18 protein-coding genes are annotated in these 21,055 nt (G+C 68.4%); 12 read left to right on the top strand and 6 right to left on the bottom strand.

Annotated elements, in window-relative coordinates; all coding sequences use genetic code 11:
- Positions 1 to 54 precede the first annotated feature (54 nt).
- Genes BUF17_RS05400 through BUF17_RS05390 form a run of 3 tightly spaced genes read left to right on the top strand, consistent with a single transcriptional unit; the run spans position 55 to position 2,725 of the window.
- Entirely contained in the window at positions 55 to 564 is a 510-nt protein-coding gene (locus tag BUF17_RS05400) for a hypothetical protein (protein WP_073626386.1), read from the top strand.
- 5 nt (positions 565 to 569) lie between these two features.
- Positions 570 to 1,322, top strand: a complete 753-nt coding sequence (locus tag BUF17_RS05395; protein ID WP_084564228.1) for an ABC transporter ATP-binding protein — start codon at positions 570 to 572, stop codon at positions 1,320 to 1,322.
- The gene (locus BUF17_RS05390) at positions 1,319 to 2,725 is read left to right on the top strand and encodes an FtsX-like permease family protein (RefSeq protein WP_244530770.1); all 1,407 of its coding nucleotides are present in this window, start codon (positions 1,319 to 1,321) and stop codon (positions 2,723 to 2,725) included. The genes BUF17_RS05395 and BUF17_RS05390 overlap by 4 nt, the downstream gene beginning before the upstream one ends.
- A gap of 107 nt (positions 2,726 to 2,832) precedes the next feature.
- On the opposite strand, the gene BUF17_RS05385 is transcribed toward BUF17_RS05390, so the two are convergent.
- On the bottom strand, positions 2,833 to 3,741 hold the full coding sequence (locus BUF17_RS05385) for a LysR family transcriptional regulator (RefSeq protein WP_073626382.1): 909 nt from the start codon (positions 3,739 to 3,741) through the stop codon (positions 2,833 to 2,835).
- 235 nt (positions 3,742 to 3,976) lie between these two features.
- On the opposite strand from BUF17_RS05385, the gene amaB reads away from it, so the two are divergent.
- The 5 genes from amaB (at position 3,977) to BUF17_RS05360 (ending at position 11,143) form a co-directional block, all read left to right on the top strand.
- Positions 3,977 to 5,524 carry an L-piperidine-6-carboxylate dehydrogenase gene (gene amaB / locus BUF17_RS05380; protein ID WP_073626379.1) on the top strand — a complete coding sequence of 516 codons (1,548 nt, stop codon included), beginning with the start codon at positions 3,977 to 3,979 and terminating at the stop codon, positions 5,522 to 5,524.
- A gap of 51 nt (positions 5,525 to 5,575) precedes the next feature.
- Positions 5,576 to 6,769 carry an acyl-CoA dehydrogenase gene (locus BUF17_RS05375; RefSeq protein ID WP_073626378.1) on the top strand — a complete coding sequence of 398 codons (1,194 nt, stop codon included), beginning with the start codon at positions 5,576 to 5,578 and terminating at the stop codon, positions 6,767 to 6,769.
- Positions 6,770 to 6,795: 26 nt separating this feature from the next.
- Positions 6,796 to 8,016 (top strand): CaiB/BaiF CoA transferase family protein, encoded by a 1,221-nt coding sequence (locus BUF17_RS05370; protein ID WP_073626376.1) that lies wholly within the window; start codon positions 6,796 to 6,798, stop codon positions 8,014 to 8,016.
- A gap of 42 nt (positions 8,017 to 8,058) precedes the next feature.
- The gene (locus tag BUF17_RS05365; protein WP_073627147.1) at positions 8,059 to 9,735 is read left to right on the top strand and encodes a thiamine pyrophosphate-binding protein; all 1,677 of its coding nucleotides are present in this window, start codon (positions 8,059 to 8,061) and stop codon (positions 9,733 to 9,735) included.
- Positions 9,736 to 9,964: 229 nt separating this feature from the next.
- Positions 9,965 to 11,143: an NAD(P)/FAD-dependent oxidoreductase gene (locus BUF17_RS05360; protein WP_073626374.1), complete on the top strand. Its 1,179-nt coding sequence runs from the start codon at positions 9,965 to 9,967 to the stop codon at positions 11,141 to 11,143.
- Positions 11,144 to 11,374: 231 nt separating this feature from the next.
- Here BUF17_RS05360 and BUF17_RS05355 read toward each other — a convergent pair whose 3' ends face one another.
- The 4 genes from BUF17_RS05355 to BUF17_RS05340 form a co-directional block, all read right to left on the bottom strand.
- Complete coding sequence (locus BUF17_RS05355; protein ID WP_073626372.1) at positions 11,375 to 11,830, bottom strand: MarR family winged helix-turn-helix transcriptional regulator; 456 nt, start codon at positions 11,828 to 11,830, stop codon at positions 11,375 to 11,377.
- Positions 11,831 to 12,227: 397 nt separating this feature from the next.
- A complete protein-coding gene (locus BUF17_RS05350) occupies positions 12,228 to 13,115 on the bottom strand; it encodes an ABC transporter substrate-binding protein (protein WP_428977630.1) in 888 nt (295 codons plus the stop codon).
- A gap of 221 nt (positions 13,116 to 13,336) precedes the next feature.
- Positions 13,337 to 14,365 carry an ABC transporter permease subunit gene (locus BUF17_RS05345; RefSeq protein ID WP_073626369.1) on the bottom strand — a complete coding sequence of 343 codons (1,029 nt, stop codon included), beginning with the start codon at positions 14,363 to 14,365 and terminating at the stop codon, positions 13,337 to 13,339.
- Positions 14,366 to 14,407: 42 nt separating this feature from the next.
- On the bottom strand, positions 14,408 to 15,910 hold the full coding sequence (locus BUF17_RS05340) for a sugar ABC transporter ATP-binding protein (RefSeq protein WP_073627145.1): 1,503 nt from the start codon (positions 15,908 to 15,910) through the stop codon (positions 14,408 to 14,410).
- A 764-nt stretch (positions 15,911 to 16,674) separates the two neighbouring features.
- Between BUF17_RS05340 and BUF17_RS05335 the strand changes: the two genes are divergently transcribed.
- Together BUF17_RS05335 and BUF17_RS05330 are read left to right on the top strand one after the other, a co-directional pair.
- Complete coding sequence (locus BUF17_RS05335; RefSeq protein WP_210215397.1) at positions 16,675 to 17,496, top strand: DeoR/GlpR family DNA-binding transcription regulator; 822 nt, start codon at positions 16,675 to 16,677, stop codon at positions 17,494 to 17,496.
- Between the two features lie 265 nt (positions 17,497 to 17,761).
- Positions 17,762 to 18,775: a Gfo/Idh/MocA family protein gene (locus BUF17_RS05330; RefSeq protein WP_073626365.1), complete on the top strand. Its 1,014-nt coding sequence runs from the start codon at positions 17,762 to 17,764 to the stop codon at positions 18,773 to 18,775.
- Between the two features lie 28 nt (positions 18,776 to 18,803).
- Here BUF17_RS05330 and BUF17_RS05325 read toward each other — a convergent pair whose 3' ends face one another.
- Complete coding sequence (locus BUF17_RS05325; RefSeq protein WP_073626363.1) at positions 18,804 to 19,424, bottom strand: transglutaminase-like cysteine peptidase; 621 nt, start codon at positions 19,422 to 19,424, stop codon at positions 18,804 to 18,806.
- 262 nt (positions 19,425 to 19,686) lie between these two features.
- Between BUF17_RS05325 and BUF17_RS05320 the strand changes: the two genes are divergently transcribed.
- Complete coding sequence (locus tag BUF17_RS05320) at positions 19,687 to 20,439, top strand: rhomboid family intramembrane serine protease (protein ID WP_073626361.1); 753 nt, start codon at positions 19,687 to 19,689, stop codon at positions 20,437 to 20,439.
- Positions 20,440 to 20,621: 182 nt separating this feature from the next.
- Positions 20,622 to 21,050, top strand: a complete 429-nt coding sequence (locus BUF17_RS05315; protein WP_073626359.1) for a CBS domain-containing protein — start codon at positions 20,622 to 20,624, stop codon at positions 21,048 to 21,050.
- The last annotated feature ends 5 nt before the right edge of the window (positions 21,051 to 21,055 follow it).

The raw sequence follows: 21,055 nt of genomic DNA, 5'->3' as shown, positions 1-21,055 counted from the left end.
CGCCCGGACCTCATTTCCTTTTGCGCCACGGCGATCGAGCCGGGAGGCCGTGACATGACGAGACCAGAGATCGACATCGTAACCGCGCCGGAGCCCGCCGCCCCCGGCATCTCCCGGCGAAGGCTGCTGCGGACGGGCGTCCTGCTCGCGGCTGGTGGCCTCTGGGCAGCGCGCGTCGCGCCCGCCTTCGCCGCCGCGGAAGATCTGACCTTCGACGAGCTCTATTCGAAGATCGGCGTCCTCGGCATGGAGTTCTCCGAAAAGGTGAAGGCGCTCGCAGGCAAGCGCATCACCATGCGCGGCTTCATGGCGCCGCCCCTGAAGGCCGAAGCCAAGTTCTTCGTGCTGTCCTCGACGCCGCTCTCGATCTGCCCGTTCTGCTCCTCCGACGCCGACTGGCCGAGCGACATCGTGGTGGTCTATCTCGAACGGAAACAGACCTTCGTGCAGTACAACGCCGCCATCGACGTGTCCGGCACGCTGGAATACGGCTCCTGGACTGACCCCGAAACCGGGTTCGTCAGCCTCGTGCGGCTGGTCGATTCCTCGTTTTCACTGGCGTGATCGCGATGCCCGGTCTCGTGCTCGACGACATCTCGGTTTCGTTTCCCGGTCTCGCCGCCCCGGTGCTTGAGATCGCGCGCCTCGCGATCACGCCCGGCGAGGCGGTGGCGGTCACTGGCCCGTCCGGGTCCGGCAAGTCGACCCTCATCAACGTGGTGACCGGTCTCGAGCGGCCGAACCGGGGCCGGGTGATGTGGGCCGGCGAGGATCTCGCGCGCCGCTCCGAGGCGGCGCGGGATGCCTGGCGCGCGGCGAATGTGGGCCTCGTCATGCAGGACTTTCATCTGTTCCCCGGCCTCAGCGCGGTCGAGAACGTGCTGCTGCCGGCGCGCTTCCGCCGCCTTTCGGTCGATGCGTCGATGAAGGCGCGGGCGCTCGATCTCCTCGCCCATGTCGGCATCGCCCGCCCGGCCCAGTCTGTGGAGACGCTGTCGCGCGGCGAGATGCAGCGCGTGGCGGTCGCCCGCGCCCTCCTCAAACGCCCCGGGATCATCGTCGCCGACGAGCCCACCGCGAGCCTTGATGCCGAGGCGGGCGCGGTTGTCGGCGAACTCCTGACCGAACTCAGCCGCAAGGAAGGCGCGACGCTGGTCGCCGTCACCCACGACGACCGGTTGGTCGCCCGACTGGACCGGCAGGTGCGCCTCAAGGCGGGACGCATCGTCGCCGATGGCCCGGTGATGCGCGAAGGCGCGACGGGCGAGGGGGGCTCGCCCTCGATGGCGTTCGCGTCGAGCGATGTGGGGTCCGGCGCGTGATCCCGATCCGTCTCGTCCTCGCCGATCTCAAGCGTCTCTGGGTCGGGTCGCTCGTCATCGTCCTTCTGATCGGCTTCGCCACTGCTCTCGGCGTGACCGTGACGTTGCAGGAGCGCGCCCTGCGCCTCGGCAGCGCCCGGGCCGCGGATCGGTTCGACCTCGTCGTCGGTGCCGCGGGCAGCGAAACCCAGCTCGTGCTGTCGGCCGTGTTCCTGCAACCATCACCGCTCCCGCTGATGCCGGGGGCGGTTCTCGCGAAGCTCGCGGCCGATCCGCGCGTCGCCTGGGCGGCGCCGATCGGCTTCGGCGACAGCTTCGAAGGCATGCCCGTTGTCGGCACCACGACCGCGTTCGTCACCGACGGGGGCCGGGCGGCCCTCACCGAGGGCCGCGATTTCGCGGCCATGAGCGAAGCCGTGGTCGGGGCCGCCGTCCCGCTCGCCATGGGCGATACCGTCAAGCCGATGCACGGGCTCGTCGGCGAGGCCGGCCACACCCACACCGAACTCGCCTACACCGTCGTCGGCCGCATGGCGCGCACCGGCACGCCGTGGGACCGGGCGATCCTGGTGCCGATCGAGGGCGTATGGGCGATTCACGGCCTTGGTCACCATCACCACGAGGACGGCGACGACGATCACCACGAGGGTGCGGACGCGGACCACGATCACGAGGCGGAGGCCGACCACGATCATGAGGCGGAGGCCGACCACGATCACGAGGAAGCCGGCACCGCCGGTTCCGCCCACGCCCATCCCGACGAACACGATGCCGATCACGACCGCGAGCCCGCCGAGGGCGCTCATGCGGAGGGGCACGGGGCGCTGCCGGTGTTCGACCATATCGGCCCGCCGTGGTCGGCCGATATGCCGGGCGTCCCGGCGATCATCGTCAAGGCGGCCTCCATCGCCGACGCCTATCGGCTGCGCGGGGAATATCGCGGCAACGGCACGGTGGGTGTCTTCCCGGCGGAGGTCCTCACGCGGCTTTACGCCACCCTCGGCGATGCCCGTCTGGTCCTGACCTTGATCGCGATGGGCACGGAAGCGCTCGTGGCGGCCGCCGTCGTGCTGGTCACCGTGGTGCATCTTTCCCAGCGCCGCCGCGAGATCGGCGCGCTCAGGGCGCTCGGCGCCCCGCGATCCTCGATCTTCGCGTTGGTCTGGTGCGAGATTCTCGTGCTGGTCGGTGTCGGCGTGGCGCTCGGCTTCGGCCTCGGCTACGCCGCCGCCCGCGTCATCGCCTCGGTGATGACGAGCCGCAGCGGTATCGTGCTCCCCGTCGAATTCGAGCCGCAAGATGGGATGTTTGCGCTGCTCCTTCTCGCCGTCGCCGCGCTGATCGCCCTTGTGCCGGCCTTCCTTGCCTATCGCCAGCCCGCCGCCGCGGCGCTGCGGGGATAGCCGCCGCCTTCATTCGCTGCCGGCCCCGGAGCGCCTTGCGGCCGGATGGAATCGCCCGATCGACGTGAGGGCCGCCCGGCTTCAGATGTTGACCCTGTCCTTGTCGTTCAGGTCGGTTCGATCCCGACGGGATTTGCCTTCGCCCGTATCCACCGGGTGAAGGCGCGCACAAGGGATGAGCCGGCCTTCTGCTCGAGATAGACCACGAAATAGGCCTTGTCGGTGAACAGCGGCCGGTCGAACAGGATCTCCAGCCGGCCACCCTCCAGTTCCTCCTCCACCAGGAAGCGCGGCACCAGCGCCACCCCGAGGCCAGCGGCGGCGGCCTGCGCGATCATGGAGAACTGCTCGAAGCGCGGGCCACGCCAGGCGTTCGCGGTCGGCAGCCCGGCCGCCTCGAACCAGTCGCTCCAGGCGGTCGGCCGCGTGCTCTGGTGGAGAAGCGTCAGGCCCGCGAGATCGGACGGCGCGGCGATACCGTGGCGCGTGCGGAAGCCGGAGCCGGCGACCGGCACCATCTCCTCCCGCATCAGCGGCTCGCAGATCGCGCCGGGCCATTCCGGCTCGCCATAGTGGATGACGGCGTCGAAGGGCTCGGCGACGAGGTCGAACGGGGCGATGCGGACGGTGAAGTTGATTGTGGCGCCGGGATGCCGCTCGAGGAACTCCGGCATCCGCGGCATCAGCCAGCGCGTCGCAAAGGTCGGCAGCACCGCAAGGTTCAACGTGCCGTCGCCGCCGGCAAAGGCCGTCACGCGATGGGTCGCCTCGGACAGTTCATGCAGCAGGCGCGAGACGTCGTTGAAATAGAGCCGGCCGGCATCGGTCAGCACCACCCGCTGGCGCACGCGCTCGAACAGCGTCACGCCGGTCATGTCCTCGATCTGGCGGATCTGCCGGCTGATGGCGCCCTGGGTCAGGTTGAGTTCGGTGGCGGCGCGTGAAAAGCTGCCGTGGCGCGCGGCGGCCTCGAAGGCGGTCAGCGCGCCGACGGACGGCAGGCGTACCCGGCTCATGGTTCCAGTCCCGCTCCCACGGTTTCCCTCGTTGCGCGGCGCGTCCGCCCTCTGCCTTCGAATCTGCGGCTTTCGCATCGATCCTGCGGCGGTGACGCCCGGGGCGGCAAGCGCCGCGCGGACCGCGCCCCTTAGGTCATTACGAAAGCTCATGACCTTTTGACAACATATCGCTTTACGCGCCGCAAGCGGCGGACCTATAGCCGCTGATGTGGAGCACAAGGAAGGATCGGTCATGACCGTCGAAACCATCAGCGCTGGAACCGCCGGCGCGCTGCAGGGTGAAGTCACGGCGATCCTCGGCCGGCTCGGCGTGCCCGCTGCGGAACTCTCCGGCGGCACGCTGCCCGTCCGCTCCCCGATCACCGGCGAGGAGATCGCGCGGCTGCGCGAGGCGACCCCCGAAGGCGCCGCCCATCTGGTGGCGGAGGCGCATACCGCCTTCCTCGCCTGGCGCAAGGTGCCCGCGCCGCGGCGCGGCGAACTCATCCGCCTGCTGGGAGAGGAACTGCGCGCCGCCAAGACCGACCTAGGCCGTCTCGTCACCATCGAGGCCGGCAAGATCGGCTCCGAGGGCCTCGGCGAGGTCCAGGAGATGATCGACATCTGCGATTTCGCCGTCGGCCTGTCGCGCCAGCTTTACGGCCTCACCATCGCCACCGAGCGCCCGGGCCATCGCATGGCCGAGACCTGGCATCCGCTCGGCGTGGTCGGCGTCGTCACCGCCTTCAACTTTCCCGTCGCGGTGTGGTCGTGGAACGCAGCGCTCGCCTTCGTCTGCGGCGACGCGGTGGTGTGGAAGCCGTCGGAGAAGACGCCCCTGACCGCGCTCGCCGTCGCCGCGCTGTTCGAGCGCGCCGCGGCCCGGTTCGGCGACGTGCCGAAGGGCCTCCACGCGGTGCTGATCGGCGGCCGCGGGGTCGGCGAGGCTCTGGTCGACCATCCCCTTGTGCCGCTCGTCTCCGCCACCGGCTCCACTGCCATGGGGCGCGCGGTCGGGCCGCGGCTTGCCGGCCGGTTCGCCCGCGCCATCCTCGAACTCGGCGGCAACAATGCCGCCATCGTCTCGCCTTCGGCGGATATCGACATCACCGTGCGCGCGGTGGCGTTCGCCGCCATGGGCACCGCCGGCCAGCGCTGCACGTCGCTGCGCCGCCTGATCGTCCACGACGACATCTACGACACGCTGGTGCCGCGCCTGAAGGCCGCCTACCGTTCGGTGAGCGTGGGCGATCCGCGCGAGGCCGCCACGCTGGTCGGCCCGCTGATCGACGAAGCCGCCTATCTCGCCCACGAGCGCGCGCTCGATGCCGCCCGCGCCGAGGGCGGCGAGGTCACCGGCGGCGAGCGCATCGCGGTCGGCGACGGGCTCGCGAGCTTCTATGTCCGCCCGGCACTGGTGGAGATGCCGGCCCAGACCGGCCCGGTTGTGGAGGAGACTTTCTCCCCGATCCTCTACGTGCTGCGCTACAGCGACTTCGAGGACGCCATCGCCCTCAATAACGGCGTGCCGCAGGGGCTGTCGTCCTCGCTGTTCTCGCTGAACCTGCGCGAGGCGGAGCGCTTCCTGTCCGCCGAGGGGTCCGATTGCGGCATCGCCAACGTCAATATCGGCCCGTCCGGCGCCGAGATCGGCGGCGCGTTCGGCGGCGAGAAGGAAACCGGCGGCGGCCGCGAGGCGGGCTCGGATGCCTGGAAGGCCTACATGCGCCGCGCCACCAACACCGTCAATTACGGCACCAGCCTGCCGCTCGCCCAGGGCGTCACCTTCGACATCGGCTGAAGCGCGGGGCGCCGGGAATCGGGGCCGGAAGGACAAGGGGGAGGAAACATCATGGCCGGAAATGAGATGGGCGCGTTCGACTGGACCGATCCGTTCCTGATCGAGGAGCAGCTCGAGGAAGACGAGCGGCTGGTGCGGGATGCGGCACGGGCCTACGCCCAGGAAAAGCTGCTGCCGCGCGTCGTCTCCGCCTACGAACAGGAGCGGTTCGACCGCGAGATCCTGTCGGAGATGGGCGAGCTCGGTCTGCTCGGCCCCACCATTCCTGAGGAATATGGCGGCGCGGGCGCGAGCTACGTCGCCTACGGCCTGGTCGCGCGCGAGGTCGAGCGGGTCGATTCCGGCTACCGCTCGGCGATGAGCGTGCAGTCCTCGCTCGTGATGCACCCGATCTACGCCTATGGCTCGGAAGACCAGCGCCGCAAGTACCTGCCGAAGCTCGCCTCAGGCGATTTCGTCGGCTGCTTCGGCCTGACCGAGCCCGATGCCGGCTCCGATCCCGGCGGGATGCGCACCCGGGCCGAGAAGGTCGCCGACGGCTATCGCCTCACCGGCACCAAGATGTGGATCTCCAACGCCCCGGTCGCCGACGTGTTCGTGGTGTGGGCGAAGTCGGAGGCCCACGACGGCGCCATTCGCGGCTTCGTCCTCGACAAGGGCCTGAAGGGCCTCTCCGCGCCGAAGATCGGCGGCAAGCTGTCGCTGCGTGCCTCCATCACCGGCGAGATCGTGATGGACGGCGTGGTGGTCGGCGAAGAGGCGCTGCTGCCCGGCGTCTCCGGCCTCAAGGGGCCGTTCGGCTGCCTCAACCGCGCGCGCTACGGTATCGCCTGGGGCGCCATGGGCGCGGCGGAGGATTGCTGGCACCGCGCCCGCACCTATGTGCTCGACCGCAAGCAGTTCGGCCGGCCGCTGGCGCAGACCCAGCTCGTGCAGAAGAAGCTCGCCGACATGCAGACCGAGATCGCGCTCGGCCTTCAGGCCGCGCTGCGGGCTGGCCGGCTGTTTGATGAAGGCAAGCTCGCCCCGGAGACGATCTCGCTGATCAAGCGCAACAATTGCGGCAAGGCGCTCGATATCGCCCGCATGGCCCGCGACATGCACGGCGGCAACGGCATCTCCGAGGAGTTCCACGTCATCCGGCACATGATCAATCTGGAGACGGTGAACACCTATGAGGGCACTCACGACATCCACGCCCTGATCCTCGGCCGCGCCCAGACCGGGCTCCAGGCCTTCTTCTGAGCACGGGCCGGGCGGGGGAGGGCGCGATGGCGGACCATCCGCAGGCAGCCGTGGGCGAGAGTGGCCAGGGCGAAGCCCCGCTGCCACTCGCCGGCATCCGCGTGCTCGAACTCGCCCGCATCCTTGCCGGCCCGTGGGCGGGGCAGCTTCTCGCCGATCTCGGCGCCGAGGTCATCAAGGTCGAGCGGCCGGGCGTCGGCGACGATACCCGCGGCTGGGGCCCGCCCTTCGTCGCGGCGGCGGACGGCGGCTCTCTCGGTGCCGCCTATTTCCATGCCTGCAACCGCGGCAAGCGCTCGGTCGCCATCGATTTCGAGACGGAGGAGGGGCAGGCGCAGGTGCGCGCCCTCGCCGCCGGCTGCGATGTCGTCATCGAGAACTTCAAGGTCGGCGGGCTGAAGAAATATGGGCTCGACTATGCCGCGCTCCGCGCCGTCAACCCGCGGCTGGTCTATTGCTCGATCACCGGCTTCGGCCAGGACGGGCCTTATGCGGCCCGCGCCGGCTACGACTTCATGATCCAGGCCATGGGCGGTATCATGGACCTGACCGGCGAGCCGGACGGCGAGCCGCAGAAGATCGGCGTCGCCTTCACCGATGTGTTCACCGGGGTCTATTCGGTCGTCGGCATCCTCGCCGCCCTGCGCCGCCGCGATCTGACCGGCGAGGGCGGCCATCTCGACATGGCGCTGATGGATGTCCAGGTCTCGGTGCTCGCCAATCAGGCGATGAACTATCTCGTCTCCGGCAGGTCGCCGCGGCGCATGGGCAACGCCCATCCCAATATCGTTCCTTATCAGGTCTTCCCCGCCTCGGACGGCCACCTCGTCGTCGCGGTCGGCAACGACGGACAGTTCGCCCGCTTCGCCGCCGTGCTCGGCCGGCCCGAACTGGCGAAGGATCCGGCCTATCGCACCAATCCCGACCGGGTGACCAACCGCGCGGTTCTGGTGGACATCCTCGCCGGTCTCACGCGCACGTTCGCCCGCGATACGCTGCTCGCGAGCCTCGAAGCGGTCGGCGTGCCGGCAGGTCCCATCAATTCGGTCGGCGAGGTGTTCGCCGATCCCCAGGTCGTGCATCGCGGGCTGAGGCTCGATCTCGCGGATGCCGAGGCCGCCGGCGGCTCGGTGCCCTCGGTCGCGAGCCCCATCGTGCTCGACGGCCGGCGCATGGTCGCGGCGCAGGCGAGCCCGGCGCTCGGGGCCGACACCGCCACGGTTCCCGAACCGGCGGCACAGGACTGACATCCGGTCCGGTGCGGCTGGAGCAACCAGAGGGAGTTCATGATGAACGCGTTCCATCCCCGCACCGGCGGCCGCATTCTGGTCGACCAACTGCTGGCCCAGGGCGTCGAGCGCGTCACCTGCGTTCCCGGTGAAAGCTATCTCGCCGTGCTCGATGCGCTGCACGATGCGGCGATCGACGTCGTGATCTGCCGCAACGAGGGCGGCGCGGCGATGATGGCGGAGGCGGCGGGCAAGCTCACCGGGCGCCCCGGCATCTGCTTCGTCACCCGCGGTCCGGGCGCCACCAATGCCAGCCACGGCGTTCACATCGCGGCGCAGGATTCGACGCCGATGATTCTGTTCGTCGGTCAGGTCGAGCGCGGCATGATCGGCCGCGAGGCGTTCCAGGAACTCGATTACCGCGCCGTGTTCGGCTCTATGGCGAAATGGGTGGTGGAGATCGACAGCGCCGCCCGCGTACCGGAACTCGTCGCCCGCGCCTTCCGCGTGGCCATGCAGGGCCGGCCCGGCCCCGTCGTGGTGGCCCTGCCGGAGGACATGCTGGTGGAGACCGCCGCCGTCGCCGATGTGCCGCGCATCGAGCCGGCAGCACCCGCCCGGCCCGACCTCACCCATTTCTCGGATATGCTGGCGAAGGCGGAAAACCCGTTCGTCATCCTTGGCGGCACGCGCTGGACGGCCGAGGGCGTCGCGGCGATGGTGCGCGCCGCCGAACGGCTGGCGCTGCCGGTGGGCACGACCTTCCGCCGCGCCGACCGCTTTCCGCAGGATCATCCGAACTATGCCGGCGATGTCGGCATCGGCCAGAACCCGGCATTGACGGCGCGCATCAAGGCGGCCGATCTCCTGATCGTGGTCGGAACCCGGCTTTCGGAGATCTCCACCGGCGGCTACACCCTCGTCGATGTGCCGAACCCCTCCCAGGCCCTCGTCCACGTCCATCCGGGGGCGGAGGAACTCGGCCGCGTCTACGCGCCGATGCTGGCGCTTCAGGCGACGCCGGATGATTTCGCATTCGCCCTCGACGACATGAAGCCGGTCGAATCCCCGCGCTGGGCGGCGGCGACCATCGAGGCGAATGCGGCCTACCGTGCCTGGACCGATGCGCCGAAGGCCCTGCCGGGCACCTTCCAGTACGGCGACGTGGTGGCGTGGCTGCGCGAGCGGCTGCCGGCGGATGCAATCCTCACCAACGGCGCCGGCAACTACGCGACGTGGCTGCACCGCTACTATCGTCACCGCAGCTTCGGCACCCAGCTCGCGCCGACCTCCGGCTCGATGGGCTACGGCGTGCCGGCGGCGGTGGCCGCCAAGCTCGCCCATCCCGAACGCGTCGTGGTCGCCTTCGCCGGCGACGGCTGCTTCCTGATGAACGGCCAGGAATTCGCGACGGCGGTGCAGTACCAAGCGCCGATCGTCGTGGTGGTGGTCGATAACGGCATGTACGGCACCATCCGCATGCACCAGGAGCGGGAATATCCCGCCCGCGTCTCGGGCACGAGGCTGCAGAACCCGGATTTCGCCGCCTACGCTGTCGCCTTCGGTGGCCACGGCGAGCGCGTGACGGCGACCGCCGACTTCGCGCCGGCGTTCGAGCGCGCTCTCGAAAGCGGCAAGCCGTCGATCCTGCATTGCTTCATCGATCCAGACGCGATCACCCCTGCGACCACGCTCGGCGCCATCCGCGAGGCGGCGCTGAAGCGGCACACCTTGTGAGATCTCCCATTCCGTGACCGCGCCGGCGGCCCGGTCGGTTTCTAGAGCATATCCCGTTCAGATCGAACCGATCTGAACGACAATGATATGCTCAAGCCTTTGAATCTGGAGCGATTTCTTGTCGATCTGATGAGTCCATCAGATCGGAAAGCGTTCCTAGGCTCGGGTACATCCCCGCCGTCCGGCTTGCTCGATCCGGGCGGGATGTCTTGTGGAGGACGAAGGCGCCATGGCGCAGACTTATGATGTCGTGGTCGTCGGCGGGGCCGCCATCGGCAGTTCCGTTGCCTGCCATCTGGCGATGGACCCGGATTTCGGCGGTCGCGTTCTCGTCGTCGAGAAGGATCCGAGCTATGCGCGGTGCGCCTCCGCGCTGTCCGCCGCCTCGATCCGGCAGCAATATTCCACGGCGATCAATGTCGAGATCTCGCTCTACGGCATCCGCTTCCTGCGCGAGATCGGCGAGCGACTGGCGGTCGACGGCGACAGGCCCGATATCGGCCTTCACGAGGGCGGCTACCTGTTCATCGCCACCCCGGAAGGGGTGCCGGTGCTGGCGGAGAACCACGCGCTGCAACAGCGGCTCGGGGCCGACATCCGCTGGATGGACCCGGCCGCGCTGAACGCCCGGTTCCCGTGGCTTGCGGTCGACGATCTCGCGGCCGGCACGTTCGGCGCGAGCGGCGAGGGCTGGTTCGACGGCTACGGGCTGATGCAGGCGTTCCGTCGCAAGGCCCGTGCCGGTGGGGTCGATTATCTCGCCGGCGAGGTAACGGGGCTCGTCCGCTCGGGCGGGGGCATCAGCCACGTCCGCCTCGCCGACGGCACCGAGATCGCCTGCGGCGCGGTCGTGAACGCGGCCGGCGCCGGCGGACCCGCCGTCGCGGCGATGGCGGGCCTCGATATTCCCGTCCACAACAAGAAGCGGATGATCTTCACCTTCCGCTGCGCCGAGGCGGTGGAGGGCTGCCCGCTCTTGATCGACACCACCGGCGTCTACGTGCGGCCGGAAGGCGACGGCTTCCTCTGCGGGGTGGTGCCGCCGGAGGATCAGGACCCGGATTCAGACGATTTCGACGTCGATTTCAGCCTGTTCGAGGAGATCATCTGGCCGGCGCTCGCGACCCGCGTTCCCGCGTTTGAGCGCATCCGCACCGGCCGGGCCTGGGCCGGGCACTACGACATGAACCTGTTCGACCACAACGCCTTCGTCGGCCGCGCGCCGGGCCTGTCGAACTTCTATCTCGCCAACGGTTTCAGCGGTCACGGCCTGCAGCAGTCGCCCGCGGTCGGGCGTGGGCTTGCGGAACTCTTGGTCCACGGCGCCTATCGCAGTCTCGATCTCGGGGTGCTCGGCTTCGAGCGCCTGATCGAGGGCCGGCCCATCGTGGAGAAGAACGTGGTCTGACGGAAGCCGCCCGGATCGCCTCGATCTGAACGGAACATGTTTCAGCCGCCTACACCGATATCCGGCCGGCGATCGATCCGATCCAGCCCGGATTTGCCTCATCGCGTGGGTGAGCATCATCACGTCGCAGGTCGTGCGGCAACCGGTGGCGCCCGAACGAGCGGGCGCGCGATTTGAACCGCGCATCGGCAACCGAAGCCGCCCCGACACCCATCGGGGCGCCGCGCGCTTTCAGCGCAGCTTCATCAGCAGGCTCATCAGCGTGCCGCGTTCGGTCGCCGTCAGCGGCGCCAGCGTCGCCTCGGTCACGTCCAGCGCGCGGCCGATATGGAGGTCTGCGAGGTTCTCGCCTTCCTCCGTCAGCGACACGAGGATGCGGCGTCCGTCGTTCGGATCGGGCGCGGTCGCGACGATGCCGCGCTTGGTCAGCCGGTCGACCACGCCCTTGACCGTCGCGGCGTCCATCGCCGTCTGGCGGCCGAGCAGGTTCTGCGAACAGGCGCCGATTTCGTGCAGTTTGGAGATCACGGCCCATTGTGTCGGCGTGATCTCGGCGCCCATCTTTTCGGTGAACAGCGTCGTGTGACGCTGGAAAGCCTGCCGAAGAACAAACCCGACCTGGTCGTCAAGCAAATAGCGGCGACGCTTGCTCAGGGGCAGCGACGTTCGATTGGCGGTGATGTTCATGACGCTTCAGTGTTGAATATGATTCAACCGTCTCGGCAGCCGTGATGCCGAACGCGGTGTGAAATCGATGCGTGCCCCTGAAGACATTTGCTAGCACACATCCGATGGCCCGTGAAAGCCATTGAACGTCATGTTTTGCCAAAGAAAGCAAAAATTGTCAGCTGATTAAAGCTGAACTTTAACCATCGGGTCAAAACTATAGATGGCTTTTGCGTCTAACGAAAATTCGTTTCATGCCTCATGAGGGTTCGGGAGTGGCGGTGAATATTCCACGCGCTCCGCGTGTAGGGAGGCCGAGTCGCGGCAACGCGGCCGATCATGGCAAGCAGGTGGGATGCCGGCAGTCCGTGCCGGCATCCCGTGGCGAAGACTTGAGGCCCGTTCAGCGTTCCGCCGTTCAGCGGGCGGCGGTCCAGCCCTTGTACTCGCCGACATTCTCCGACGTGATCAGCTTCGGCTCCATCAGCACGGTGGTCTCGGCCGGCTTCTTGCCCTGCAGGATCTCGTTGCCGATGGCGACGGCACGCTGCGCCATCAGGTAGGGGTCCTGCGAGGCGGAGGCCTTGATCAGCGAGTTGCCGGTCTTCAGCACCGCCTCGATGTCGGGCGCGCCGTCGACGGCGGTGATGATGAACTCCTTGCGCCCGAGCTGCTTGGCGGCGAGCTCGAAGCCGATGGCGGTCGGGTCGTTGATGGCGAACACGCCCTGGATGTCCGGGAAGCGGGTCAGCAGGCCCTGGCCGACCGCGAAGCCGCCGTCGCGCGAGCCCTTGGCGTCCTGGTTGGAGGAGAGCACCTTGATGTCCGGGTGCTTGGCGAACACCGCCTCGCAGCCCTTCACGCGGTCGATGACCGACGACACCTGCGGGCCGTTGGCGATGACCACGTTTCCTTTGCCGCCGATGTGATCGACGATGTACTGGCAGGCGAGTTCGCCGGCCTGGATGTTGTTGGTCATCACGGTGTCGTCGGCGCCCTTGGCCGACACGTCGAACGCCGAGACGACGATGCCCGCCGCCTGGGCCTTCTTCACCGCCGGCTCGATCGCGACCGGATCGACGGCGTTGAGCAGGATCATGTCGACGCCGGCGGCGATGAAGTTGTCGATCTGCGTGAACTGCTTGTTGAGGTCGTAGTCGGACGACACCGCCGTCACCTTGACGTCGGGATTGATCTCCTTGGCCTGCGCCTCGGCGCCCTTGATGATGGCGACGAAGAACGGATTGCCGAGCGAGCCGACCGAGATGCCGAGGGTCTTCAGTTCCTTCGCCTCGGCTCCGGCCATGCCGGCGAGGCTGGCCGAAAGCGCGGTGGCGACCGTCAGGGCAGCCGCGAACGCGGTTCCGAGCTTCTTCATGGGCGTATCCTCCGGTTTCTTGGTTCGTTTTGCTTTTCGTTGCCGTTCCGCCCCGGTGTCCGGCGGCGGGTCTTGTCGCCCGGCACGGCCAGCCGCCGCACCGGGAATGGCCTGCGCGGTAGTGGCCGCGCCGGGAAGGGATTCCGGCCTCAGGTGCGCCCGCCGACGCCATGCTCCAGGCGGTAGCGGTCGAGCGCCACGGCGCCGATGATGACGAGGCCCTTGATGATGTACTGCCAGATGTCCGACACCCCGACGAGGATGAGGCCGTTGGACAGCACCGCGATGATGAGCGCGCCGATCAGCGTGCCCCAGATGGAGCCGATGCCGCCGGTGAACGAGGTGCCGCCGAGAATGACGGCGGCGATGGCGTCGAGCTCGTAGGACTGGCCGAGCTGAAGGCCGTTGGCGGCGTAGAGGCGGGCCGCCGACATCACGCCGCCGAGGCCCGCGAGCAACCCCGACATGCAATAGACGAACAGCAGGATGCTCCACACCTTGATGCCCGCGAGCCGCGCGGCGACCGGATTGCCGCCGACCGCGTAGATGCGGGTCCCGAGCACCGTCCGCCGCAGGATGAACCACGACACCACCACGACCGCGAGGGCGATGACGACGAGCCACGGCACCCCGAACAGCGAGCCGTTGCCGATGAAGTCGAACGGCAGCGACGGGTTGAACACCGTGGTGTCCTCGCCGAGCAGGCGCGCGATGCCGCGCACGGCCGTCAGCGAGCCGAGTGTCACGATGAAGGGTGGTAATCGGACGAAGGCGATCAGCACGCCGTTGAGGAGCCCGCAGCCGAGGCCGACGCCGAGCGCGAAGGGAATGCCGAGCATTCCCCAGTCCGGGATCAGCGAGCCGATCACCGCCACCATGGCCGAGGCTGCGAGGATCGAGCCGACCGAAAGGTCGATGCCGCCGGTCAGGATGACGAAGGTCATGCCAGCAGCGAGGACGATGTTGATCGCGGCCTGCTGGGCGACGATCGAGAGGTTGTTCCAGCTCATGAAGCGGTCGGTCAGGAGCTGGAAGCCGATGGCGATGACGATCAGCACCGGCAGCATGCCGGCGACCTGGATCGCCGTGCGGATCGCCTGCTTGCGTCGTTCCGCTTCCTGCCGCCGCAGGGCTTCCTCGGCGTCCCGGCCGTTCTCGGTGGTGGGCGTGTCGGCCATGCGGGCCTCCTTGTCAGCAAATCCGGGAGAGGAACGGGGGACTCAGGCGGCGGCGCCGGCGACGCCGGTCGCGAGCGCCATCACGGCCTGCTGCGCCGCGTCGGCGCCGAGCGCGGGGTCGACCTCGCCGACCAGCCGCCCGTCGCGCATCACGACGATGCGGTCGCTGATGCCGATCACCTCGGGCAGTTCGCTCGAGATCACCACCACGGCGATGCCGCTTTGGGCGAGGCTGTCGATCAGGCGGTAGATTTCGGACTTGGCGCCGATGTCGACCCCTCGCGTCGGCTCGTCGAGGATCAGCACCCGCGGCTTGGTTTCCAGCAGCCGCGACAGCAGCACCTTCTGCTGGTTGCCGCCGGAAAGCGCGCCGACGGTGATCATGTCGGTCGGGGCGCGAATGGCGAGGCTCTTCATGGCCGCCGCGGCGCGCGCCTTCGCCGCCTTGAAGTTGAGCGTGCCGCCCGCTCCGGAATCGCGGCCGATCACGCCGATATTGATGTTCTCGCGGATCGTCATGTCCAGAAACAGGCCGAGCGTCTTGCGATCCTCGGTGAGATAGACGACGCCGGCATCGATGGCGGTCTCGGGATCGCGGATGGCGACCTCCCGACCGTCGACGCGAATGCGGCCGCGGGTCGCCTTGTCGGCGCCGTAGATCAGGCGGGCGAGCTCGGTGCGTCCGGCGCCGACGAGGCCGGCGATGCCGAGCACCTCGCCCTCGTGGACCGCGAACGAGCAGCCGTGCACGCGCCGGCCGTCGGCAATGTCGTCGACCTCGATCACCACCGGCCTGTCGGCCGGCGGCGCGCGATGATCCTTCGTGTAGAACGACGAAAGATCGCGCCCGACCATCATGCGCACCACCGCGTCGGCGTTGATGTCCTCGCGCGCCAGTGTGCCGATGAAGGTTCCGTCGCGCAGCACGCTCACCCGGTCGGCGAGTTCATAAACCTCGCCCATGCGGTGGCTGATATAGATGATGGCCATCCCCTCCGCCTTGAGCTGGCGGATGAGCGTGAACAACCGCTCGGTCTCGCGGGCGGAAAGCGAGGTCGTGGGCTCGTCCATCACCAGGATGCGCGCCTGCGCCGTCAGTGCGCGGACGATCTCCACGAGCTGCCGTTCCGCGATTGACAGCGCTGCCACTTTCGTTTCCGGGGAAAATCCGACCGCGAGGCGCTCCATCACCGGGCGGCAGGCGTCCGCCATCGCCTTGCGGTCGATCATGCCGCCGGCTGATTTCTCCCGGCCGAGGAACACGTTCTCGGCCACCGACAGGTTCGGCGAGAGCGCGAGTTCCTGATAGATGATCGCGATGCCATGCTGGCGCCCTGCCAGCGGGCCGTCGATCACGACCGGCGTGCCGCCGATCAAGATCGATCCACCGGGATCGGCCTGATAGGCCCCGGACAGCACCTTCATCAGCGTGGATTTGCCGGCGCCGTTCTCGCCCATCAGCGCGTGAATCTCGCCCGCATAGGCGGAAAAGCTCACGTTCGCCAGCGCGCGCACGCCGGGAAACGACTTCTGGATGCCCCGCATCTCAAGGACCGGCGTATCGTTACTCGGCACGTCTGCGGCCTGACGGCCCGTTCCGGTCTCGGGGCTGTTGCTGTCGTTCGGCATCGGTCTCCTCCCGGGGATGTCCGCTGCGGGCGCTTGAGTTCGGCTGCGTGCGTCTGGCTGCCTGCGTCCGGGTTGACGACGGTCTGCCCGTGTCAGGGCATTGCCGTTGCCGGGTCGCGTCACGCTGCAGCGCGGGAAAGGCGAGAGGCGGGTGGTTGCGCCAGCCTCGGCGCCCGCATCGGACTAGAGAGCTTCCCGGTCGGATCGCGTCGCTCCGACCGGGACAAACTCCGCAGTCCACCGAAATTCCGATCCCGTACCGGCCGGAAGGACCAGCGAAAAGATCTTCGCACGCACGGCGTTCGAACGCATGGCGTCGCCTCTCCATCGACCGCCCTTAAGTGGCGGTTCTTTCTCTCGGCATCCGCGCCCGGCCGTCGGTTCGGGCTGAAGCCTCTTTCACAATCGAAGTTTGCATAGCGAAAATCCGTTGTCGAGTGGGTTCGCAAAAATGGTCCCGCATGGGGCGAGGCTTGCGCCCGTGTGCAACTGCGGTGCAGCAACCACGCGTGCAATGCAGCAGGAAACGCGCGCGTTTCAGCGGTTGCGGAGGGCGTGGTCTCCCGGTCAAGAACGTCGCCGGACATGCGGCGCGTGAGACAGGTGCGGGATTGCATTGGGCGCGGATTGGGGCGAAAGTCGCGCCCGCTTTCGAATTCAAAAGGTTGGGGCGGGGTGCCGTGACGGAGCAGGAGTTGGGCGAAGGCGGGTCGGCTGACTCGCTCGGCCGCCGCCGCCGTATGCTGTCCTTCATCCGCGCGCGGGATTTCGTGCGGGTGCTCGACCTCTCGCGACAGTTCGGCGTGTCCGAGGTGACCGTCCGCAGCGACCTCGATATCCTCGCGCGGGACGGCGGCGTGCGGCGGGTGCGCGGCGGCGTCATGGGCGTGCGGCCGAATGCCGCCGAGCTTGCGTTCGAAGCCCGCATCGGCACCCACGCCGACGACAAGCGTTCGATCGCGGCCGTGGCTGTGGATCTCGTTTCCTCCGGCGATTCCATCGTGCTCGATGTCGGCACCACCACGATGGCGATCGCCCACGCGCTGGCAGACCGCTCCGACCTCGAGGACGTCACGGTCTTCACCCCCGGCCTCAACGTCGCGCTGGCGCTGGAGCGGGCGGTTCCGCGCCTTCAGGTCATCGTCACCGGTGGGGCGCTCCGGCCGCAGCAGCATTCGCTGGTCGAACCGTTCTCGACCCTGATCCTCGAACGGATTCGCGCCTCGATCGCCTTCGTCGGCTGCAACGGCTTCGATCCCGAACTCGGCGTCATGGCGATCAGCCTGCCCGATGCCGCGCTGAAGCAGGCGATCCTGCGCGCGGGGCGGCGTCGGGTCGTGGTGGCGGATGCGAGCAAGTTCACCGCCGCCGCCCTGGTCGGCGTCTGTCCGTTCGCCGATATCGACCTCGTGCTCACCGCTGGCGGCCCGGATCCCGATGCCGTGGCTGCGATGCGGGAAGCCGGCGTCGAGGTGCGGCTTTGCGACGAGGGGAGCGCGTAGGCGGGATAGCCTTGCTCCCTCCGCCTGCGATCTTCCACGCCCGCATCCGATGTGCTTCTGCGGGCCACGGCTTTTTCGCCGGCCAACGAAGGCTTGCTTCATCGGTCCAAAGCCGACGATAGTGCGGAAAAGCCCGCCCGACGTTCGGCCCGTTTCCGCCAGACCGTGCGCTTGCCTTCAAGCTCCGCAATCCGCGGCGCGTCATCGGAACGTCGGCCGGGGCCATAAGACGCCGTTTTCAGGCCCATCCGTGGAGGTACGTCCGATGTCGCAAACCGCAGCGCCGTTTCGCTGGGGCATTCTCTCGACGGCCCGCATCGGAACCGGCAAGGTCATTCCCGGTCTCCAGCGATCGCGCCTCGGCGTGGTCGCGGCCATCGCCTCGCGGGATGGGGAGCGGGCGCGCCAGGCGGCCGCGGAACTCGGCATTCCGAAGGCTTATTCATCCTATGAAGAGCTTCTGGCCGATCCCGAGATCGACGGCGTCTACAATCCGCTGCCGAACAATCTTCACGTCGACTGGACTATCCGGGCCGCCGAGGCCGGCAAGGCGGTGCTGTGCGAGAAGCCGATCGGGCTCGATGCCGCCGACGCGGCGCGGCTGCGCAGGCTGCCGGCCGATCCCATGGTGATGGAGGCGTTCATGGTGCGCTTCCATCCGCAATGGCTCCGCGCGCGCGAGATCGTGCGGGAGGGCACCATCGGCCCAGCCCAGGTGCTGCAGATGTTCTTCTCCTACAACAACGTCGATCCGGCCAATATCCGCAACAAGCCCGAGACCGGCGGCGGCGCGCTGCTCGACATCGGCTGCTATCCCGTCACCGCCGCGCGCTTCATGTTCGAGGCCGAGCCGAAGCGCGCCATCGCGCTGATGGATCGCGATCCGGTGTTCGGGGTCGACCGGCTCACCACCGGCATCCTCGATTTCGGCGACGGCCGCCGCGCCGACTTCACCGTCGGCACCCAGATCGCGCCCTATCAGCGCTTCAACATCTTCGGCCCGAAGGGCAAGCTCGAGATCGAGGTGCCGGCGAACGCCCCCCAGGCGGAGCGCACCTATATCTCCGTCGATGTCGAGGGTCTGCTGAACGACCGCTCGGCCGTCGTCGAGACCATTCCGCAGTCGGATCAATATGCCGAGCAGGGCGACTGGTTCGTCCGCATGGTGCGCGGCGAGGTGCCGCGCGAATACGGCATCGAACACTCGATCAAGGGGATGCAGATCCTCGATGCGCTCGTCCGCTCGGAAACGTCAGGCCGGTGGGAGGACATCGGCTGAAACGCCGCGAGGCCATCCCGAGGCGGCGTCAGCGCTGATGCTTGATGCTGGAAACCGAGGATTCCGGCCGCCGGTCGTCGATCCGGTCCCAGGCTGAGGCATCGCGCGGCGACTGGCGCTTGATGTAGGAATAGGGCGTCTGGAACCAGGGGCGGATGATCTCGACCTTGTTGTCGAGCACGAGATCGCCCCGGTCGGTCCGAACCGTCAGCACGGCATGGCCGGCGCCGTCCTCGTCGCGGACCACGGTGATGAGCAGGGCGGAGGCGGGCCAGCCGCGCTGCATCAGCTCGCGGCGCTTGAGGAGCACATAGTCCTCGCAGTCGCCGCGGTCGACGGGATAGTCCCAGTATTCCTCGACGCCGAAAACCTCCATGTCGGTGGCCGCCGCGATGCGGTCGTTGACCGAGCGGTTGACCACGATCAGATCGAGCCAGCGGTCGTCGTTCAGCGTCACCACCACCGGGTGGGCGGTGCGGGCATGGCAGTCGTCGCCGTGGCGGTGGCAGAAATCGACATAGCCGACCGGCGCCGGCGCGGAACCCAGCACCGGCATGAACACTTTCGCATCGAAATCGCGCGCGATCGCCCCCCGCGGCATCAAGGCAGCGGAGAGAAGGGCGATGAGGGCGGCGCGGCGTCGGATCATTCCGTCGGTCCTGTTCAACGGCGCCATGATGGCTGAAGCGCGTTGCGCCGCGGCTAAATCCAAGGCGGAAATTTGATTCGACCTGTCTCGATTGTCGTCAGGCTTTGGTAAGGCAACCGGAGTGTTACCGGCGGCGCCTGCCCCCGGAACGCCCCGGTGCGCGCCTTGCGGCCCGGCGGGGCCTCGCCTATCAAGCGGTGGCGGGGCTCGCGGGCTGCCGCTGCCGCCACGCCTTGCAGCACCGATCCGGGAACACGGTCCGATGAGCGACTACGAGCAGCCGACGCGCGAACCCGTCTTCAACATCCCCGGGGTGGTCGTGGCCTTGCTCGCGATCTTCGCTGCGATCCAGGCGATCCGCGACGCGCTGCTGTCGCCGCAGCAGGACCTCTGGGTCATCCTCACGTTCGCCTTCATCCCCATCCGCTACGCCATGCCGGTCGGCTCGGAGCCGCTCCCGGGTGGCCTCGGGGCGGATCTCTGGACGTTCCTCACCTACGGCTTCCTGCACGGCGGCTGGCTGCACCTCATCGTCAACGCCGTCTGGATGCTGGCGTTCGGCAGCGCCGTCGCGCGCCGGTTCGGCACCGCGCGCTTCCTCGCCTTTTCCGCGCTCGCGACCATCGGCGGCGCGGCGCTGCATCTCGCCCTGCATTTCGGCGAGCCGGTGCCGGTGGTCGGCGCGTCGGCGGCGATCTCCGGCCAGATGGCCGCCGCCGCCCGCTTCGTGTTCGAGCCGGGTGCGCCGCTCGGCGGCTGGCGCCGGGCCGCACCGGACTGGGCCTATCGCCGCCCCGCCACCAGCCTCGCCGGTGTCGTCCGCAACCGTCAGGCGATGTCGTTCCTCGGCATCTGGTTCGGGCTCAACATCCTGTTCGGCGTGTTCAACCTGCCGCTTCTCGGTGGCGGCGGCGATGCGGGCATCGCCTGGGAGGCCCACATCGGCGGCTTCCTTGTGGGCCTTGTGCTGTTCCCGCTGTTCGACCCCGTGGGGCGTCAGCACGATCCCGCCTGACGGCGCGCCGGCGGACGAACGCGCCTAAAAGCTGGCATTCCCTGCAATTCATGGCATCATCGGTGGTGAAACGACGCGGGACGAAACCTGCGCGAGCCGCCGGAACGGATGGCTGACTCCGGCGGCACCATGCGGCCCCGCGCCCTTGCGGGGGCCGGGGCAAGCCCAAGGGAGGACATGCCATGACCGTTGCCGCCATTCTGGCCAAGAAGGGCCGGGACATCGCCACCATCGATCCCGAAGCCACCATTGCCGAGGTCTGCGACCTGCTGGCCGCGCGCCACATCGGCGCCGTCATCGTCGTCCGCGGCGAGGCAATCGCGGGGATCATCTCCGAGCGCGACATCGTGCGCGCGCTCTCGTCCGCCGGCGCGTCGGTGCTCGATCACCGGGTCTCGGATCACATGACCCGGGCGGTCGAAACCGCGACCGAAAGCCAGACCGTCACCGAGGTGATGGAACGCATGACCGCCCGCCGGTTCCGCCACATGCCCGTCGTTCGCGACGGCAGGCTCGTCGGCGTTGTCTCCATCGGCGACGTCGTCAAGCACCGCATCGCCCAGGCCGAGGACGAGGCCGAAAGCATGCGCAACTACATCACCATGGTGTAAGGGCG

The organism is Pseudoxanthobacter soli DSM 19599, assembly GCF_900148505.1.
Lineage (GTDB): Bacteria > Pseudomonadota > Alphaproteobacteria > Rhizobiales > Segnochrobactraceae > Pseudoxanthobacter > Pseudoxanthobacter soli.
Note: the sequence above shows the minus strand (reverse complement) of the source record. Positions and strands in the feature narration are given on the sequence as shown.

Bases quoted from the DNA above. Each gene is read 5' to 3' on its own strand.
- BUF17_RS05400 (WP_073626386.1), top strand. From the start codon at position 55: ATGACGAGACCAGAGATCGACATCGTAACCGCGCCGGAGCCCGCCGCC.
- BUF17_RS05395 (WP_084564228.1), top strand. From the start codon at position 570: ATGCCCGGTCTCGTGCTCGACGACATCTCGGTTTCGTTTCCCGGTCTC.
- BUF17_RS05385 (WP_073626382.1), bottom strand. From the start codon at position 3,741: ATGAGCCGGGTACGCCTGCCGTCCGTCGGCGCGCTGACCGCCTTCGAG.
- amaB (WP_073626379.1), top strand. From the start codon at position 3,977: ATGACCGTCGAAACCATCAGCGCTGGAACCGCCGGCGCGCTGCAGGGT.
- BUF17_RS05375 (WP_073626378.1), top strand. From the start codon at position 5,576: ATGGCCGGAAATGAGATGGGCGCGTTCGACTGGACCGATCCGTTCCTG.
- BUF17_RS05370 (WP_073626376.1), top strand. From the start codon at position 6,796: ATGGCGGACCATCCGCAGGCAGCCGTGGGCGAGAGTGGCCAGGGCGAA.
- BUF17_RS05365 (WP_073627147.1), top strand. From the start codon at position 8,059: ATGAACGCGTTCCATCCCCGCACCGGCGGCCGCATTCTGGTCGACCAA.
- BUF17_RS05360 (WP_073626374.1), top strand. From the start codon at position 9,965: ATGGCGCAGACTTATGATGTCGTGGTCGTCGGCGGGGCCGCCATCGGC.
- BUF17_RS05355 (WP_073626372.1), bottom strand. From the start codon at position 11,830: ATGAACATCACCGCCAATCGAACGTCGCTGCCCCTGAGCAAGCGTCGC.
- BUF17_RS05350 (WP_428977630.1), bottom strand. From the start codon at position 13,115: ATGGCCGGAGCCGAGGCGAAGGAACTGAAGACCCTCGGCATCTCGGTC.
- BUF17_RS05345 (WP_073626369.1), bottom strand. From the start codon at position 14,365: ATGGCCGACACGCCCACCACCGAGAACGGCCGGGACGCCGAGGAAGCC.
- BUF17_RS05340 (WP_073627145.1), bottom strand. From the start codon at position 15,910: ATGCGGGGCATCCAGAAGTCGTTTCCCGGCGTGCGCGCGCTGGCGAAC.
- BUF17_RS05330 (WP_073626365.1), top strand. From the start codon at position 17,762: ATGTCGCAAACCGCAGCGCCGTTTCGCTGGGGCATTCTCTCGACGGCC.
- BUF17_RS05325 (WP_073626363.1), bottom strand. From the start codon at position 19,424: ATGATCCGACGCCGCGCCGCCCTCATCGCCCTTCTCTCCGCTGCCTTG.
- BUF17_RS05320 (WP_073626361.1), top strand. From the start codon at position 19,687: ATGAGCGACTACGAGCAGCCGACGCGCGAACCCGTCTTCAACATCCCC.
- BUF17_RS05315 (WP_073626359.1), top strand. From the start codon at position 20,622: ATGACCGTTGCCGCCATTCTGGCCAAGAAGGGCCGGGACATCGCCACC.